This is a genomic window from Uniformispora flossi (genome assembly GCF_049534875.1).
In the GTDB taxonomy this organism is placed as follows: Bacteria; Actinomycetota; Actinomycetes; order Streptomycetales; family Streptomycetaceae; genus Yinghuangia; species Yinghuangia aomiensis.
This window is the reverse complement of the sequence record NZ_JBMULZ010000010.1, coordinates 199,234-215,283: the sequence shown is the minus strand read 5'-3', so window position 1 is coordinate 215,283 and position 16,050 is coordinate 199,234. Positions and strand designations below refer to the sequence as shown.

The 16,050-nt window shown below is 72.3% G+C and carries 18 protein-coding genes; 4 read left to right on the top strand and 14 right to left on the bottom strand.

What is annotated here, in order from left to right:
- Window positions 1-157: 157 nt before the first annotated feature.
- Entirely contained in the window at window positions 158-352 is a 195-nt protein-coding gene (locus ACPA54_RS22785) for a hypothetical protein (protein WP_345673265.1), read from the bottom strand.
- Window positions 353-1,006: 654 nt separating this feature from the next.
- Window positions 1,007-1,474, bottom strand: coding sequence for a hypothetical protein (locus ACPA54_RS22780; protein ID WP_423532564.1), 468 nt, complete (start codon window positions 1,472-1,474; stop codon window positions 1,007-1,009).
- Between ACPA54_RS22780 and ACPA54_RS22775 the strand changes: the two genes are divergently transcribed.
- A complete protein-coding gene (locus ACPA54_RS22775; protein WP_423532563.1) occupies window positions 1,467-1,862 on the top strand; it encodes a CAP domain-containing protein in 396 nt (131 codons plus the stop codon). The genes ACPA54_RS22780 and ACPA54_RS22775 overlap by 8 nt on opposite strands.
- A gap of 37 nt (window positions 1,863-1,899) precedes the next feature.
- On the opposite strand, the gene mutM is transcribed toward ACPA54_RS22775, so the two are convergent.
- The 9 genes from mutM to ACPA54_RS22730 all read right to left on the bottom strand — a co-directional run bounded on the left by mutM (window position 1,900) and on the right by ACPA54_RS22730 (window position 11,158).
- Window positions 1,900-2,784 carry a bifunctional DNA-formamidopyrimidine glycosylase/DNA-(apurinic or apyrimidinic site) lyase gene (mutM, locus tag ACPA54_RS22770; protein WP_423532561.1) on the bottom strand — a complete coding sequence of 295 codons (885 nt, stop codon included), beginning with the start codon at window positions 2,782-2,784 and terminating at the stop codon, window positions 1,900-1,902.
- Window position 2,785: 1 nt separating this feature from the next.
- Window positions 2,786-3,610, bottom strand: a complete 825-nt coding sequence (rnc, locus tag ACPA54_RS22765) for a ribonuclease III (protein ID WP_423532559.1) — start codon at window positions 3,608-3,610, stop codon at window positions 2,786-2,788.
- 20 nt (window positions 3,611-3,630) lie between these two features.
- Complete coding sequence (gene rpmF / locus ACPA54_RS22760; RefSeq protein ID WP_281472365.1) at window positions 3,631-3,804, bottom strand: 50S ribosomal protein L32; 174 nt, start codon at window positions 3,802-3,804, stop codon at window positions 3,631-3,633.
- Between the two features lie 2 nt (window positions 3,805-3,806).
- A complete protein-coding gene (locus ACPA54_RS22755; RefSeq protein ID WP_423532557.1) occupies window positions 3,807-4,403 on the bottom strand; it encodes a YceD family protein in 597 nt (198 codons plus the stop codon).
- 151 nt (window positions 4,404-4,554) lie between these two features.
- Window positions 4,555-5,478 (bottom strand): ATP synthase subunit B family protein, encoded by a 924-nt coding sequence (locus tag ACPA54_RS22750; protein WP_345673259.1) that lies wholly within the window; start codon window positions 5,476-5,478, stop codon window positions 4,555-4,557.
- A 70-nt stretch (window positions 5,479-5,548) separates the two neighbouring features.
- On the bottom strand, window positions 5,549-6,031 hold the full coding sequence (gene coaD, locus ACPA54_RS22745; protein ID WP_345673258.1) for a pantetheine-phosphate adenylyltransferase: 483 nt from the start codon (window positions 6,029-6,031) through the stop codon (window positions 5,549-5,551).
- A gap of 47 nt (window positions 6,032-6,078) precedes the next feature.
- On the bottom strand, window positions 6,079-6,648 hold the full coding sequence (gene rsmD / locus ACPA54_RS22740; protein WP_423532554.1) for a 16S rRNA (guanine(966)-N(2))-methyltransferase RsmD: 570 nt from the start codon (window positions 6,646-6,648) through the stop codon (window positions 6,079-6,081).
- A gap of 406 nt (window positions 6,649-7,054) precedes the next feature.
- Window positions 7,055-9,352 (bottom strand): ATP-dependent DNA helicase RecG, encoded by a 2,298-nt coding sequence (gene recG / locus ACPA54_RS22735; protein WP_423532552.1) that lies wholly within the window; start codon window positions 9,350-9,352, stop codon window positions 7,055-7,057.
- A 126-nt stretch (window positions 9,353-9,478) separates the two neighbouring features.
- Window positions 9,479-11,158, bottom strand: a complete 1,680-nt coding sequence (locus ACPA54_RS22730; RefSeq protein WP_423532550.1) for a DAK2 domain-containing protein — start codon at window positions 11,156-11,158, stop codon at window positions 9,479-9,481.
- A 283-nt stretch (window positions 11,159-11,441) separates the two neighbouring features.
- On the opposite strand from ACPA54_RS22730, the gene rpmB reads away from it, so the two are divergent.
- Window positions 11,442-11,636: a 50S ribosomal protein L28 gene (gene rpmB / locus ACPA54_RS22725; protein WP_425584759.1), complete on the top strand. Its 195-nt coding sequence runs from the start codon at window positions 11,442-11,444 to the stop codon at window positions 11,634-11,636.
- 151 nt (window positions 11,637-11,787) lie between these two features.
- Here rpmB and thiD read toward each other — a convergent pair whose 3' ends face one another.
- Together thiD and ACPA54_RS22715 are read right to left on the bottom strand one after the other, a co-directional pair.
- Window positions 11,788-12,582, bottom strand: a complete 795-nt coding sequence (gene thiD / locus ACPA54_RS22720) for a bifunctional hydroxymethylpyrimidine kinase/phosphomethylpyrimidine kinase (protein WP_423532548.1) — start codon at window positions 12,580-12,582, stop codon at window positions 11,788-11,790.
- A gap of 80 nt (window positions 12,583-12,662) precedes the next feature.
- Window positions 12,663-13,610, bottom strand: a complete 948-nt coding sequence (locus ACPA54_RS22715; RefSeq protein ID WP_423532546.1) for a thiamine-phosphate kinase — start codon at window positions 13,608-13,610, stop codon at window positions 12,663-12,665.
- Between the two features lie 258 nt (window positions 13,611-13,868).
- Between ACPA54_RS22715 and ACPA54_RS22710 the strand changes: the two genes are divergently transcribed.
- Together ACPA54_RS22710 and ACPA54_RS22705 are read left to right on the top strand one after the other, a co-directional pair.
- A complete protein-coding gene (locus tag ACPA54_RS22710) occupies window positions 13,869-14,105 on the top strand; it encodes an Lrp/AsnC family transcriptional regulator (RefSeq protein ID WP_345673536.1) in 237 nt (78 codons plus the stop codon).
- A 101-nt stretch (window positions 14,106-14,206) separates the two neighbouring features.
- Window positions 14,207-14,851: a DUF3515 domain-containing protein gene (locus ACPA54_RS22705; protein ID WP_423532544.1), complete on the top strand. Its 645-nt coding sequence runs from the start codon at window positions 14,207-14,209 to the stop codon at window positions 14,849-14,851.
- A 40-nt stretch (window positions 14,852-14,891) separates the two neighbouring features.
- Here ACPA54_RS22705 and ACPA54_RS22700 read toward each other — a convergent pair whose 3' ends face one another.
- On the bottom strand, window positions 14,892-16,031 hold the full coding sequence (locus ACPA54_RS22700; RefSeq protein WP_423532542.1) for a D-alanine--D-alanine ligase family protein: 1,140 nt from the start codon (window positions 16,029-16,031) through the stop codon (window positions 14,892-14,894).
- Between the last annotated feature and the right edge of the window lie 19 nt (window positions 16,032-16,050).

The window sequence follows — 16,050 nt, the reverse complement described above, 5'->3', positions numbered from 1 at the left end:
ACCGGGGGAATTCAGGGGATGGACCGGGGGAAGCGGGGGTAGGGTCGAAGCGCACGGACACCCGGTACGGCACAACACCGGTACGGCACAACACCGGCACGGACTTCCGGAAACGACAAAGGGACGCCGAAGCGTCCCTAGGGTTATCGGATCGAACTCACGCCCGAGAGAGCGCGGGCTCGACCTCCACTACGTCGAACCGATCGTCCGCAGCGGCGTACAGCGCGTCGTTCTCGGCCCGGACTCGGACCAGTTCCGTTTCCAGGTCACGGACACGCTGCTGCAACCGCCGCATCTCGGAGATCAGTCGCGGGTCGGGGCCGCCGACGTAGCCGAGAAGCGCCTTCGCCATTAGAGGGTCCTCCACGCTGAGTAACCGACCGGCATCCGCGGGTCGCGATTACGCACCCAGCCACGTGGCTCCTGATAGGGTGCGCGGGCTTCCAGCGTCGCACCAAAAGCGCAGCAGGTCAATATGATCACGGCGCGATAACTGAACCGTCACCCGGTCGGCGGTCATACCCACGCGGACGGGCCGGTTGTCGTCTGGCTGTACGAGATCATCAATTCTCTTGCCAGTCAAGAAGTTATGAGAGACTCGCGACGCGCGCGCGGGTCTTTTTTCAAGCCCGCGAACGAGCCGTTTTTGTGCCCGGCCGCCAATCGCCTCGGCCGCCCCGGACGTCGCAACACTATCGCGGACGATCATGAATCGCGCAGGCCACAGGCTTCCCGTTCACCCCATCCGCATCTCGGGCATCACGGGCAAGGCCCCCTTCGGACGGGGCACGTCCCGCGCGAGCGCGCCCCACGCGGTCGCTCCGGTGCTCTAGAGTCACCCCGCAGGCTCACTCGAACGAGTGACTGGCGGCGGGCGGATACGTCCGAACGGCCCCCCTTGCAGGGCCGGTTCGCCGACCATAAGGCGCAGGCTCGGTATGGCCGTCTGCAGATCCCCGCGTATGCCCGGGACTTCGGACGGACCTGCCACCGCCGGCGAAGGGAGTCATGTGGCCCGGCACAGCCGATCGGCAACCCGTGCTTCGTCCTCCGACCACCGCGCGCAGCGCGGACACCGCAAGCGGCGGCGCCGGTTCGGGCCGATTTCCGTCGCCGCTCTGCTGCTCGCCGTGGTTCTCGGCGCGGTCGGATTCCGGTACGGCGTCGGCGGGTCCGGCTCCGGCGGCGGCGCGTCTTCGGCCGCCGGCGGAGGCCCGAGCGCGCCGGGACCGAGCGGCCCGGCGGCACCGGCGGACGTGCGGGCTGCGGGCGGCGGTCCGGGCACGGGCGTGCAGTCCGCGTTGCCGGCGTCCGCGACGGGTCCGGCAAGTGGCGGCGGCCCGACGACCGCGTCGGCGACCGCGGTGCAGAGTTCTTCGGCGCCGCCGTCGGCTTCCCCGTCCGCGACCACCGCGCGCCCGGCCACGTCGTCGGCGCCCACGCCGCGGTCGCCCGCGACGAGCGGCGTGTCCACGGGAACGGACGCCAAGTCGTACGAGGACCAGGTCCTCTCGCTGGTGAACACCGAACGCGCCAAGGCCGGCTGCGGCCCGGTCAAGGACGACACCGCGCTCCGCAACCTGGCCCGCGCGCACAGCGGGGACATGGCCGACCGCGGCTACTTCTCGCACGACACCCCCGAAGGCAAAACCCCGTGGGACCGCGCGAAGGCGGCCGGGATCGGCTACCTGGGGGCGGAGAACATAGCCCGTGGCCAGAAGACGCCGGCCGCCGTGATGGAGGCGTGGATGAACAGCCCGGGGCACCGGGCGAACATCCTGGACTGCTCGCTCACCAAGCTGGGCGTGGGTGTGCGGATGGGCGGCGAGGGGCCGTGGTGGACGCAGGACTTCGGGCGTTAGCCGGTCGGCTGCGTCCTCACACCGAAACGGCCGGGCCTCACACCGAAACGGCCGGCCGGGGCCGTCGCGGGCTCCGCTGGCAGTTCGGGCAGAAGTAGCTCGACCGGTTCATGAACGAGATCCGCCGGATCGGCGTCGCGCACCGGTTGCAGGGTTCGCCCTCGCGCCCGTAGGCGTCCAGCGACCGCGAGAAGTACCCGCTCTCGCCGTTCACGTTCACGTACAGGCTGTCGAACGACGTCCCACCGACCGCGAGCGCGTCCGTCATCACGGCCCGCACCGATGCGAGCAGCAGCGCGGTCTGCGGCCTGGTGATCGTGGCGGTGGAGCGTGCGCCGTGCAGCTTCGAGCGCCACAGCGCCTCGTCCGCGTAGATGTTGCCGATGCCGCTGACCAGCGACTGGTCGAGCAGGGCGCGCTTGAGTTCCGAGTCGCGGCGGCGCAGTGCGGCGTGGAAGGCCGTGTCGTCGAAGCGCGGGTCGAGGACGTCGCGGGCGATGTGCGCGATGGACGGCGGCAGCTGCGCGGCGTTGTGCTCGACGGCCATGCCGCCGAAGGTGCGCTGGTCGACGAAGCGGAGTTCGCGGCCGCCGTCGGTGAAGGTGAAACGGATGTGCAGGTGCTTCTCGCGCGGCGCGTCGGGTTCCTGCACGAGCAGTTGGCCGCTCATGCCGAGGTGGGCGAGCAGCGCGTCCGACGGGGTGTCCGCACCGGGCGCGGTCAGCGGCAGCCACAGGTACTTGCCGCGCCGGAGGGCGCCGGATACCCGGCTGCCCACCAGCACGGCGGTGAAGTCCGCAGAGCCCGCGGTATGGCGGCGCACCGCGCGCGGGTGGGTGACCTCCACGCGCGCGATGGTCCGGCCGACGATCCACCGGTCGAGGCCGCGGCGTACGACCTCGACCTCGGGCAGCTCGGGCATGTCAGGAAGTCACCGGCGTACCGGTGGACGATCCCGTGTCGGACGGCCTGGGTTCCGCGGACTTCGCCCGTGCCTTGCCGCCGGTCTTGGCGGGTGCGGCGGGTGCTCCGTCGACGGGTGCCGAACCGTCGCCGAACTGCGCGCGGATGGCACGCCAGGCGCTCTCCGCGGCCTGCTGTTCGGCTTCCTTCTTACTGCGGCCCACGCCGGTGCCGTAGTCCACGCCGCCGACGCGGGCGAGCGCGGTGAAGGTCTTCTCGTGGTCGGGTCCGGTCTCGGAGACCACGTACTCGGGGACGCCGATGCCGGTCGCGGCGGTGAGTTCCTGGAGGCTGGTCTTCCAGTCCAGGCCCGCGCCGAGACCTGCGGACGCCTCGATGAGCGGGTCGAACAGCCGGTGTACGAGTTCGGACGCGGCGTCCAGGCCCTGGTCGAGGTAGACCGCGCCGATGATCGCTTCGAGCGTGTCGGCGAGGATCGAGGACTTGTCGCGTCCCCCGGTGCCCTGCTCGCCACGGCCCAGGCGGATGAACCGGCCCAGGTCGAGCTTGCGTCCGACGCCCGCGAGGGCGCGCGAATTGACCACGGCAGCACGCAACTTGGCGAGCTGCCCTTCGGGCAGCTCGGGGTGCGCACGGTACAGCGTGTCGGTGACGACAAGCCCAAGCACCGAGTCGCCCAGGAATTCCAGGCGCTCGTTGGTGGGAAGGCCACCGTGTTCGTACGCATACGAACGGTGTGTGAGTGCGCGCTCCAGAAGGGCGGCGTCGACTGTCCAGCCGAGCCGCCCTTCCAGATCCGCGTACTGCGCGATCGAGTCCGTCACCGGGATGACCTGCCCGGGGTTCAGACCTCGAGGACCTGGCGGCGGTTGTAGGTGCCGCAGGTCGGGCAGGCAATGTGGGCCAGCTTCGGCTGACGGCAGCTCTCGCAGGTCACCAGGTTGGGGGCGACGGCCTTCCACTGGCTGCGGCGGTGGCGGGTGTTGCTGCGCGACATCTTCCGCTTCGGAACAGCCACGGCTACTTCTCCTGGTTCTCATCGGCGCGAGACGCGCCAGTGTCGTCGGCTTCGGCGGTCGATCCGTCGAAGAGGCCCTGCAAAGCCGCCCACCGGGGGTCGGCGGATTCGTGCGCGTGACCGGGGTTGTCGTCGAGCCGTGCCCCGCATTCGAGGCACAGTCCGGCGCAGTCGTCGTTGCACACCGGGGTGAGCGGCAGTGCGAGCACCACCGCGTCACGCAGCACCGGCTCCAGGTCGAACATGTCGCCGGAGAGCCGGGGGGCGTCTTCCTCGGCGTCCTCGTCCGGGTAGACGTACAGCTCCTGGAAGTCCACGCGGAGCTGCTGCTCCACGGGGTCCAGGCACCGGACGCACTCACCGGCCAAGTCCATCTCGGCCACGCCCGTGATCAGCACCCCGTCGATCACCGATTCGAGCCGGAAGTCCAGCTCGACCGGAGAGCCCTCGGGGACGCCGATCACCTCGATCTTCATGTCCGCCGGCGCCGGCACTTCGCGGGACGACTTGCGCATCGACCCAGGCCGACGGCCCAGCTCGCGTGTGTCCACGACGAGCGGGTTGCGGGGGTCCAAGCGTTCCAGAGCGTCCTGCCTCATGCGAGTCCACCTCCCCCGGGAACGAAGGAGGTGCGGCGGTCATGATTGCCGGCCCCGGGGTCGCCACAACGGGCATCCCGAGCAGGGCCGGTCCACAAGCCTATCGCACGTGCCGCCCAACCCCCCAAACGGGTCAAGCGGGGTCCGGGGGTCAGCCGCCTTGGCGGCCGTCCTGCTGGAACTGGCGCACGTCGATGAGGCTGGTGTCGAAGAAACTGGTCTCGTCGAGTGCCGCATCGTACCGCTGCTGGACGTGCCCGCCCTGCTGGGGGACGGCGCCGGGCTGGCCGCCCGGGTACTGCGGCTGCTGGTACTGCGGGACCTCGTAGCCGCCGGACTCGTAGCCGCCCTGCTCGTAGCCGGACTGCACCGCGGGGTAGGCGCCGCTCTCGTAGTAGCCGCCCTGCTGGGGGCCGCCGGTCTGCGCGTACTGCGGCTGCGGCTCGGGGAAGCCCTGCTGGGCGGGCAGCGACGGGGCCTGGGGCGCCTGCTGGGGCTGCGGCGGAGCCTGGCCGAGGAACGGGGCGTCGTCGCCGCCGTCGAGGCGCGCGGCGAGGCTGCCGACCCGGTGCTCGCCGGTGCCCTCGGCCTCGTCCTGGGCCTTCAGGTACTCGCCGAGGTCGTCGATCGCCTTGCGGCCGCGCATCTTGTCGCGGCCGCGTCCGACGGCGGACAGTGTCTTGGTGAGCACGACCTCGAAGTTGGCGAGCTTCTGGTCGACGTAGTCGTCCGCTTCGCCGCGGATGCGCTCGGCTTCCAGGCGGGCGGCGGTGAGGATGCGCTCGGCCTCGGCGTAGGCCTCGCGGGCCACGTCGGTGTCGGCGATCAGCGCGCCGCGTTCCTCCTGCGCGCCGGCGACCAGGCGCTCGGCTTCCCGGCGGCTCTCCTCCAGGACCGCGTCGCGGTCGCTGAGGATGCGCCGGGCCTGGTCCATTTCCGCCGGCAGGAGACTCTTCACCTCGTCGAGGCGGGCGATGACCTCGGCCCGGTTGACCACACACGACGCCGACATCGGCATCGAACGGGCGCTCTCGACCAGCGCAATCAGCTCGTCGAGCTTGGGCTGCACGTCCACGGGCGTTGCTCTCTCTCCTGGTGCCGGTCCGACACCACAGCGTACGAGCAGAAACCGTGTCCGGGGTCGGCTAGTTGTCGGCCAACCGATCGGTAAGTCGCCGGAGCACGGTGGGCGGGACGAGCCCGGAGACGTCGCCGCCGTACGTCGCCACCTCTTTGATGAGGCTGGACGACAGGAAGCTGTACAGCGGGTTGGTCGCCACGAACAGCGTCTCGACCTCGGTAAGACCGTAGTTCATCTGGGCCATCTGCAACTCGTAGTCGAAGTCGGTGACCGCGCGAAGGCCCTTGATGATGGCGGGGATGCCGTGCGTCCGGCAGAAGTCGACCAGGAGGCCTTCGAACGCCTCGACCTTGACGTTGCCGTACTGGGCGGTGACCTCTTCGAGCATCTCGATGCGCTCTTCGATGGTGAACAGGCCCGAACGCTTGTTGCGGTTGAAGCCGATGGCGACGTACACCTCGTCGTACAGCGTCGACGCGCGGCCGATGATGTCCAGATGCCCGTTGGTGACCGGGTCGAACGACCCGGGACAGACGACTCGGCGCACGGGTTACTTCCCCTCGATCGCTGGTGCCGCAGGTGCCGCGGGCGCGGTTAGGCGCGCGCGGCGCGACCGTACCAGAGCGTCGCTTCGCCGTAGCGGCGGGATCTGATCTCGGCGAATCCGGCGGGCCAGGCGAACGCCGCGTCGCGGGTGGCGCGCTCGACGACGACGAGGGCGTCGTCCGCCAGCCAGCCGTGCGCGGCGAGTTCGGTCAGCAGGTCGGCCACGTCGGCGGCGGGGAGGGCGTAGGGCGGGTCGAGGAAGACGATGTCGTACGGCTCCCCGGGGGCCGGTTCGGCCGCCATCCGCTCGGCACGGGCCGCTCGCAGTTCGGCGCCGGGCAGCTTGACGGCGGCGATGTTCGCGCGGACCGCTTTGGCCGCCGCCGGGTCGGCTTCGACGAGCAGGGTGTGCGCGGCGCCGCGGGACAGCGCTTCCAGGCCGACGGCGCCGGATCCGGCGAACAGGTCGAGGACCCGCGCCCCGTGGAAGGTCCGGCGCAACGACACGAGCGTGGAGAACAGCCCTTCGCGGGCCCGGTCGGAGGTGGGGCGGGTGCCGTCGCCCGGCGGCACGGACAGCCGCCGCCCGCCGGCGGCGCCGCCGATCACGCGCGTCATCGGCAGGCCTTCGGGGCGGGGGTCGCGGAGAACATGCGGCCAACGCTAGCGCGCCACCGCACCGCCACCGGACGCCGGACGCGGGGCCGACGTGAGGGCCGGACGCGGACGAAGCGACGCGACGGACGGACTCGGCAGGGGCCGACGGCTCCCGCACAGCGCGCCCCACGCCCGAGCCGCGCTCCGCACGTCGTGCTGTCGCGCCCTCGACGCGAGCCTGCCCGGCAGCCGCGCCCCACCCTCGACTCCCACGAACCCGGGGTGGACACAGAGGCCGACAGCGAGGGTTGACGCTTTCCAGCCGGAGCGCCCCCCGTGCCCCGGCTGGGTGCCCGCATCGTCGCGCTCTCCCCCGGCGTCGACCTGACCGCCGCGCGCCCCTGCTCGCACGAACGCACCCCGTGGCTCACCCCTTGTCCAGGTACTCCGCCTGTTCCTCGTCCAACAGGCTGCCGAGGGCGCTGCGGAGTTCCGGATGCCGGGTGAGCTGCGGGTCGGCGGCGATGATCTCGGCGGCTTCCTCGCGGGCCGCGACGATGACGTCCTCGTCGCGGACGACGGCCAGCATTCGCAGCGAGGAGCGGCTGCCGGACTGGGCGTCGCCGAGGACGTCGCCTTCGCGCCGCTGCTCGAGGTCGATGCGGGACAGCTCGAAGCCGTCGAGGGTCGCGGCGACCGCGTCGAGGCGTTCGCGGGCGCTGGTGGCGCTCGGCATGTCGGTGACGAGGAGGCAGAGTCCGGGGGCGCTGCCGCGGCCGACGCGGCCGCGGAGCTGGTGGAGCTGGGAGACGCCGAAGCGTTCCGCGTCCATGATCACCATGACGGTGGCGTTGGGGACGTTGACGCCGACCTCGATGACGGTCGTGGCGACGAGCACGTCGACTTCGCCGACGGAGAACCGCCGCATGATGTCGTCTTTGGCGTCGGGCGTGAGGCGGCCGTGCAGGATGCCGACGCGGAGGCCCTTGAGCGGCCCGGTTTCCAGGGCCTTGGCGACGTCGAGCACGGCGAGCGGGGGCCGCTTCTCGGCCGCTCCCCCGTCGTCGCCGTCGGCGCCGATGTCGTCCGGGTCGTCGAGGTACGCCTCGGGCGGCAGGTCGTCGGCGGCGTTCTTCGTGGCCTTCTTGGCCTTCTGGGCGTTCGCAGCCTTCTTGTCGTTCGCAGCCTTCTTCTTCGCCTTGGGGTCGTCGAGGTCGTCCCCGATGCGCGGGCAGACCACGTAGGCCTGGTGCCCCTTCCCCACTTCCTCGCGGACCCGCTCCCACGCCCGGTCGAAGAAGTTCGGCTTCTCCACCGCGGGCACCACGTGCGTCGCGATCGGCGACCGCCCGGAGGGCAGCTGTGCGAGTACCGAGGTCTCCAGGTCGCCGAACACCGTCATCGCGACGGTGCGCGGAATCGGCGTCGCCGTCATGACCAGCAGGTGCGGCGGGCGTTCCGCCTTGCCCCGCAGTGCGTCGCGCTGCTCAACCCCGAACCGGTGCTGCTCGTCGACGACGACCAGCCCGAGGTCGTGGAACTTCACCTTGTCCTCGATGAGCGCGTGCGTCCCGATGACGATCCCGGCTTCGCCGGTCACCAGGTCCAGCAGCGTCTGCCGCCGCGCGGGCGTCCCCATCGACCCGGTGAGCAGCGCGATCTTGGTCCCCGTCTCCGACCCGCCCAGCACCCCGGGCCCCTCGGCCAACGGCCCGAGCATCTCCACGATCGACCGGTGGTGCTGCTGCGCCAGCACTTCGGTGGGCGCCAGCATCGCGGCCTGCCCTCCGGCGTCGACGACGGTGAGCATGGCCCGGAGGGCGATGAGCGTCTTGCCGGCGCCCACCTCTCCCTGCAGGAGCCGGTGCATGGGGTGTTCGGCGGCGAGATCGGCCTCCAGTTGTTCGCCTACCTCCACCTGGCCGTCGGTGAGGGTGAAGGGGAGGCGGGCGTCGAAGGCGTCGAGGATGCCGCCGGGGCGGGCGGTGCGGGGGACGGCGGTCTGGGTGCGGGCGGCCTGGCGGCGTTGGGCGAGGGCGATTTGGAGGACGAAGGCTTCGTCCCACTTGAGGCGGTCGCGGGCGGCTTCGACTTCGGCCCAGGTGTTCGGCTTGTGGATCCAGTCGAGGGCTTGGCGCAGGCCGGGCATGCCGCGTTTGGCGAGCAGTTCGGGTGGGAGTGGGTCGCCGACCTCGCCGAGGGTGTCGAGGGCGACGCGGACGCATTGGGCGATCTTCCAGGACGGCATCGACGCGGCGGCCGGGTAGACCGGGATGAGGGCTCCGGCGAAGAGTTCCGCGGTGCCGTCGTCCTCCTCGGCGTTCATCAACTGGTAGTCGGGCTGGTTGAGTTGGAGCTCGTCGCGGAAGCGGGCGACCTTTCCGGCGAAGAGGCCGCGGAGCCCGGGGCGGAGTTCGCGTTCGCGCCAGGCCTGGTTGAAGAAGGTGAGTTTGAGCTGTCCGCGGCCGTCGGTGACGACGACTTCGAGGAGGTTGCCGCGGCGGTTCCGGAACTGGCGGTTGGTGACCTTGGCGATCTCCGCCATGACGGTGATGTGCTCGTCGACTTCCAGGCGCGACAGCTCGGTCAGACGGCCGCGTTCCGCGTACCGGCGCGGGTAGTGCCGCAGCAGGTCGCCGAGGGTGGCGAGGTCGAGGGACTTGGCGAGCACCTTCGCGGTCCGGTCCCCGACCAGTTTGGCCAGCGGTTCATCGAGGCGGGACATGGCGGCGGAGGCTCCCTGGCGGACGACGGAGGGCTGCTCGCGACGTTACCGGGCGGCCCGGACAGCCGCGGGCAAGGCGCGGCGGGGCCGCTCGGTCGGGGGATGCCGCGGAAAGCCGGCGGAAAGCTATTCGACCCCGATGAGCAGCGGATACACCGACTGGCCGCCGTCGTACACGACCGCGTCGACCTCCGGCCGTCCCTGCCGGGCGCCGACGAGGAGGGTGTCGGCGAGCCGCGGGTCGAGGTGGGCGCCGGTGACGAGGGTGACGAGTTCGCCGCCGCCGGCGAGCATCCGGTCGAGGACGGTGCGGGCGGTGGCGGCCAGGTCGCGGCCGATGACGGCGATGTCGCCGTCGATGATGCCGAGGATGTCGCCGGCCTGGCAGACGCCGGCCATGGTCCAGGCTTCCCGGGTGGCGGTGGTGAGGGCGCCGTAGCGGGTGGCGCCGGCCGCGGAGGTCATGCCGACGACGTCCTGGTCGAAGCGGCGGCCGGGTTCGTGGACGGCGAGCGCGGCGATGCCCTGCACGGCGGCCTTGGTGGGCACGACCTGGACGCGGATGCCGTACGCATATGCCGCCTGCTCGGCCGCGACCGCGGCGACGGCGTGCCCGTCGGGGTCGTTGGGCAGCAGGACGACTTCGCGGGCCGCGGTGGCGCGGATGGCGTCGACGAGGGTGCCGGTGGACGGCGCCCGTCCCGGCCCGGCCTCCACGACGTGCGCGCCGGCCTGGGTGAACAGCGTCGCAAGGCCTTCGCCCTGCACGACGGCGACGATGGCGCGTCCGGTGACGGCGAGCATGTGCTGGTGTCCGACGACGGCCGGGGACACCGCGAGGTGGGTGATGCGGATGCGGTGCGGGCGGCCCGCTTCGATGCCGGCCTCGACGGCGGCGCCCGCGTCGTCGACGTGCACGTGGACGTTCCACAGGCCTTCGCCGCCGACCACGACGAGGGAGTCGCCGAGCCGGTCGAGCCGGTCGCGCAGCGCGGGAACGGCGTCGTCGGGAGCGTCGAGGAGGTAGATGACCTCGAAGCCGGGCGCGGGCTCGGTGTCCGCGCACAGCACCGTGTCGGTCTCCGGGCGCAGCGGGACGGGGACGTGCGGGCTGCGCGGCGGGCGTTCGCCGGTGACCACGGACACCAGGGCGTCGAACAGGACGCACAGGCCGCGTCCGCCCGCGTCGACGACGCCGGCCCGGCGCAGCACGTCGAGTTGTTCGGGGGTGCGGACGAGGGCGGCGCGGGCGGCTTCGGCGGCGCCGCGGACGACGGCGGTGATGTCGCCCGCGGCGGCGGAGGCGCGTTCGGCGCCTTCCGCGGCGGCGCGGGCGACGGTGAGCATGGTGCCTTCGACGGGTCGGGCGACGGCTTCGTAGGCCTCGTCGGCGGCGCGGCGCAGGGCGCGGCCGAGGACGGCGCCGCTGGCGCGCGGGTTGTCGTCGGCGAGGGCGGCGCGGTATTCGGCCTCGACCTGGTCGGCCATGCCGCGGAGGAGCTGGCTGAGGATGACGCCGGAGTTGCCGCGGGCGCCCATGAGCGCGCCGTGCGCGAGGGCGCGGATGGTCTCCGGGAGGCCGGGCGCGGCGGCGTCCGGGCGGTGGTCGCCGAAGAGTTCCTCGACTTCGGCGCTCGCGGCTTCCAGGGTGAGGAAGAGGTTGGTGCCGGTGTCGCCGTCCGGGACCGGATAGACGTTGAGTGCGTCGATCTCCTCGCGGGCGCGGCCGAGCTGGTGCAGCCCGGCCCGGCACCAGCGGCGGACCGCCGGAGCGTCCAGCTCTCCCAGCACGCCCACCTCGGTCATCTCCTCGTTCCCGGCCCGCGTCCGCCCGTCGCTCGCGGCGTGTGCAGCGTATCTGCCGGACCGCGGGCGGGATGCGGCAGTGAGCGGGGCGCCGTGGTGCTCGCCGACCCGCCGGAGGGGGCGGTGGGCGATGCGCTAGTCTGATGGTGAAGCGTGACGAGTGCGGCGTATTTCTGCGTCCGCACGCGGATTGGCATCCCCACCCGCTCGTCGGTTACTCTTCCTCGGTTGCCTGGCACCTGCCGGCACGTGAACGTACGCGCAATCCTTATTCGTCTTTGGAGTGTCTCCCGTGGCTGCCAACTGCGACGTCTGCGGCAAGGGGCCGGGTTTCGGCAACAACATCTCGCACTCGCACCGCCGCACCCGCCGTCGCTGGAACCCGAACATCCAGACGGTCCGCGCGGTTGTGGGCGGCACGCCGAAGCGCCTGAACGCCTGCACCTCGTGCATCAAGGCGGGCAAGGTCACCCGCTAACACCGGTTTTCCACGGCCGGGCCACCTTCGGGTGGTCCGGCCGTCGGTGTTTTCCGGGGACATGGTGCGCGTGGACCGCTCCTCCTGCTTGTTCCCTCGGGGTGCTTCCCGGGCGTGGTCCGGTTCTCCGCGACCACGCCCGCGGCGCGGGTCAGCCGCGGAAGCGCCACCCGTGGTCGACCGGGCCGATTCCGGCGCCGAGCGGGAAGCCCTGCCGGATGGCGCCGGTGACGTAGTCCTTGGCGGCGGCGACGGCGCGCGGCACGTCGCGGCCGAGCGCGAGGTGCGAGGCGATGGCGCTGGCGAGGGTGCAGCCGGTGCCGTGGGTGTGCCGGTTGTCGTAGCGCTCGCTGCGGAACCAGTGCTCGCGGGTGCCGTCGAACAGCAGGTCGGCGGCTTCGCCTTCGAGGTGGCCGCCCTTGACCAGCACCCAGGCCGGCCCGTATGCGAGGACGGCTTCCGCGGCGGCGCGCATGTCCTGCGGCCCGCGGACCTCGACGCCGGTGAGCTGGCGCACCTCGAACAGGTTCGGGGTGACGACCGTCGCGGTGGGGAGGAGCTTGGTGCGGACCGCGTCCAGGGCTTCCTCGGCGAGCAGCGGGTCGCCGTGCTTGGACACCGACACCGGGTCGACGACGACGGGTGCGGGCAGCGGCGCGAGGAGTCCGGCGACGGTCTCCACGAGGACGGGCGACGCGAGCATGCCGGTCTTGACCGCCTGGACGCCGATGTCGTCGACGACGCTGCGGAATTGCGCGGCGACCGCCTCCGCGGGCAGTTCCCAGTAGCCCTGCACGCCCAGCGAGTTCTGCGCGGTGACCGCGGCGACGACGCTCATGCCGTGGACGCCGAGGGCGAGCATGGTCTTGAGGTCGGCCTGGATGCCGGCGCCGCCGCCGGAGTCGGATCCGGCGATCGTGAGCACGCGGGCGGGAATCTGCACCATGCGATCAGCGTAGAACCCCAGGTCGGCGGGCTGCGGGGCGGGGCCGACCGGTCGCCCGCGAACCCGTCGGCGCGGCCGGTTCAGCCGCCGAAGTGGTCCCATCCCCCGGTGCCCGCCCATTCGGCGCCGTCGACCGTGACGCCGTCGCCGGGGTGGACACGGCCGATGACCCGCCAGCGCGCGCTGAGTGCGGTGCCGGGCGGGAACGTCGCCACCAAAGCGTGGTCTTCTCCCCCGGTCAGCACCCAGTTCAGCGGGTCGACGCCCAACGCGCGGGCGACGTCGCGCATCTGCGCGGGGACGTCGAACAGGTCACTGACCAGGTCGACGCGGACCTGCGACGCCCGCGCCAGGTGTCCGAGGTCGGCGATCAGTCCGTCGCTGATGTCGAGCATCGCGGTGGCGCCGAGCCGGGCGGCGGCCGGGCCGGCGTCGTACGGCGGTTCGGGGCGCCGGTGGGCTTCGACGAACGCCCGCGGGTTGCGGTGGCCGTGGCCGAGTATGGCGAGCCCGGCGGCGGACCAGCCGAGCCAGCCGGCCACCGCGACCAGGTCGCCGGGCCGGGCCCCGGCACGGGTGACCGGGGCGCGGCCCTGCAGGTCGCCGAGCGCGGTCACGGAGATCATCACGGCCGGGCCGCGGACGACGTCGCCGCCGGCCACGCCCGCGTCGACGACGGCGCATTCGTCGCGGAGCCCGTCGTACAGTTCGAGCGCCCACGCCACCGGGAGTTCGGCGGGGCCGACCAGGCCGATGAGCAGGGCGGTGGGCTGGGCGCCCATCGCGGCGACGTCGGCGAGGTTCTGCGCGGCGGCTTTGCGGCCCACGTCGTAGGCGGTCGACCAGTCGCGGCGGAAGTGCCGTCCTTCGACGAGCAGGTCCGTGGTCGCCACGACACGCCCGTCGGGTGCGGCCACCACGGCGGCGTCGTCGCCGGGGCCGAGCGGCACGTGCTTGCCGGGGGGCACGCGCTCGGTCAGCGCCCCGATGAGACCGAACTCGCCGAGATCACCGAGCGTCCCGCTCATCTATGGACCCGTCCTCTACGGAAATCGATCGGAATCGGGAGGATTCCGTCGTCGTGATGGGCCGCCGGCGGGGGTGCCGACGGTGCCGCCGCACCGCGGGGGTGCGCCGGCGTGCTGGTGCGGGTGCCGCTCCTTCGGCGCTGTGGTCGCGCACGGCGCCGCGGTCGACAATGGTGGCATTCGACCGCACCGCTCCGCGCGGTACGGTGTCGTGGCTCCGAGAAGATCCCCTCAATCCTGGCGCGCCGGGAGGCCGTGGTGGTACAGGCATACATCCTGATCCAGACCGAGGTCGGGCGGGCGGCGGCGGTGGCCCGGCAGATCGCCGGGCTGCAAGGCATCACCTCGGCGGAGGACGTGACCGGGCCGTACGACGTGATCGTGCGCGCGCAGGCCTCCGACGTCGACGAACTCGGGCGGCTGGTCGTCGCCCAGGTCCAGCGCGTGGACGGCATCACCCGCACGCTGACCTGCCCGGTGGTAAATCTGAGCTGATTCCGGGGGCCGTCCACGCCTCCGTCCGCCCCTGTGTCCGCGGCCGTCCCCCACCCACCCGGTGCCGGGGCGGCCGCGGTGCTGTGCCTACCATCGTCGACGTGCCGAAAACCGCCACCGACGACAGCGCCGCGAGCGCCGACCGCACCGACAGCGGGACCGCGGCCCGCCGTTCCGGGTCCGCCGCCGAGGCCACGCCGCGCCGCCGCGAGCCGCGGGCCGCACTGCGGTACGGACTGCCCATCGGTGCCGCGGCACTGCTGACCGCGGGTTCGCTCACCGCGATGGTGCTGACCGCGGGCGACGGCGCGGTGTCGGTCGCGGTGCCGCAGCCGCCGGCGGGCGCCGTCCGGGACTCGGTCGAGACGGTGTGCCGGGCGCTGAGCGCGCGGCTGCCGTCCGACGTGCTGGGCGCCAGGACGCGGGCCACGTCCCCCGAATCGGACCTGACCGCGGCGTGGGGCGACCCCGCGGTGGTGCTGCGCTGCGGGGTGCCGAAGCCGGTGTCGCTGCGGCCGGACAACCCGAACTACGACCCGGGACAGAACGTCGCCGGTGTGAACGGGGTGAACTGGACGTTCACGTTCCTCGGCCAGGGCAAGGGGACCCGGTTCACGACGCTGTACCGCGAGGTGAACGTCGAGGTGACGGTGCCCGCGTCGTACGGCCAGCCGACCGGCCCCCTCACCGCGTTCGCGGACGCGGTGAAGGCGACCGTGCCGGCCACCATGGGCGACGATTCCTGAGGCTCGCGCACGCTGGGCCCGGTGCTTCGGCCGGGCCGGTTCAGCGCAGCAGCGAGTTCGACCGGGCGAGGGCCGCACCGATGAGGCGGTCGACCAGCTCCGGGTATTCGACTCCGGTGGCCTTCCACATCTGCGGGTACATCGACACCGGCGTGAAGCCCGGCATCGTGTTGACCTCGTTGATGACCCAGCGTCCGTCGTCCAGCAGGAAGAAGTCGACGCGGGCGATGCCTTCGCAGCTGAGCGCGTCGAACGCGGCGACGGCGAGCTGCTGCACCTCGGCGATCTCCGCCTCGGTCAGGTCGGCGGGCACGTCGGTCTCGGTGACGTCGTCGAGGTACTTGGCCTCGAAGTCGTAGAACTCGTGGTCGCCGCGCACCCGGATCTCCGCGGGGAGGCTGGCCGCCGGGCCGTCCGGGCCCTCCAGTACACCGCATTCGATCTCGCGGCCGTGCAGCATGCCTTCGACGATGACCTTGGGGTCGTGCTTGCGGGCGGTCTCGATGGCCTCGTCGAGGGTGTCGAGGTCGTGCACCTTCGTGATGCCCATGCTCGACCCGGCGCGGGCCGGCTTGACGAACACCGGGAAGCCGAGGGCCGCGACGGACTCGCGGGCGGCGGCCGGGTCGCGCTCCCAGTCGCGCGGGCGGATGGTGACGTACGGGCCGACGGGCAGGCCGAAGCCGGTGAACACCCGCTTCATGTACTCCTTGTCCATGCTGACCGCGCTGGCCAGCACGCCGGAGCCGACGTAGGGCACGCCCGCGAGTTCGAGGAGGCCCTGGATGGTGCCGTCTTCGCCGTAGGGGCCGTGCAGCAGCGGGAACACCACGTCGACCGCCCCGAGCACGTCGGTGACCTCGCCGGTGTGCAGCACGGCGATGTCGCGCTGCGTCGGGTCGGCGGCGAGGACGACGGAACCGCCGGGCTCGGCCACGTCGGTGACGTCCGGGAGCTTGCCGGCGGTGCCGATCGCGAGGCGTTCCGCGGCGTCCGCGACCACCGCCCAGCGGCCGTCCTGGGTGATGCCGAGCGGCAGCACGTCGTACTTGTCGCGGTCGATCGCGGACAGCACGCTGCCCGCCGTCACGCACGAGATGGCGTGTTCGGAGCTGCGGCCGCCGAACACGACGGCGACGCGGGGCTTGGTGGCACGGGAGGTGGCGGTCACGTCGTTCATGGTGGCCAAAACACTACTG

What these genes read in the sequence shown, in the direction of transcription:
- mutM (WP_423532561.1), bottom strand. Translation starts at nt 2,784, where the DNA reads ATGCCCGAGCTGCCCGAGGTCGAGGTCGTACGCCGCGGCCTCGACCGG.
- rsmD (WP_423532554.1), bottom strand. Translation starts at nt 6,648, where the DNA reads ATGACGCGCGTGATCGGCGGCGCCGCCGGCGGGCGGCGGCTGTCCGTG.
- recG (WP_423532552.1), bottom strand. Translation starts at nt 9,352, where the DNA reads ATGTCCCGCCTCGATGAACCGCTGGCCAAACTGGTCGGGGACCGGACC.
- ACPA54_RS22730 (WP_423532550.1), bottom strand. Translation starts at nt 11,158, where the DNA reads ATGACCGAGGTGGGCGTGCTGGGAGAGCTGGACGCTCCGGCGGTCCGC.
- ACPA54_RS22755 (WP_423532557.1), bottom strand. Translation starts at nt 4,403, where the DNA reads ATGAGGCAGGACGCTCTGGAACGCTTGGACCCCCGCAACCCGCTCGTC.
- ACPA54_RS22700 (WP_423532542.1), bottom strand. Translation starts at nt 16,031, where the DNA reads ATGAACGACGTGACCGCCACCTCCCGTGCCACCAAGCCCCGCGTCGCC.
- ACPA54_RS22785 (WP_345673265.1), bottom strand. Translation starts at nt 352, where the DNA reads ATGGCGAAGGCGCTTCTCGGCTACGTCGGCGGCCCCGACCCGCGACTG.
- ACPA54_RS22715 (WP_423532546.1), bottom strand. Translation starts at nt 13,610, where the DNA reads ATGAGCGGGACGCTCGGTGATCTCGGCGAGTTCGGTCTCATCGGGGCG.
- thiD (WP_423532548.1), bottom strand. Translation starts at nt 12,582, where the DNA reads ATGGTGCAGATTCCCGCCCGCGTGCTCACGATCGCCGGATCCGACTCC.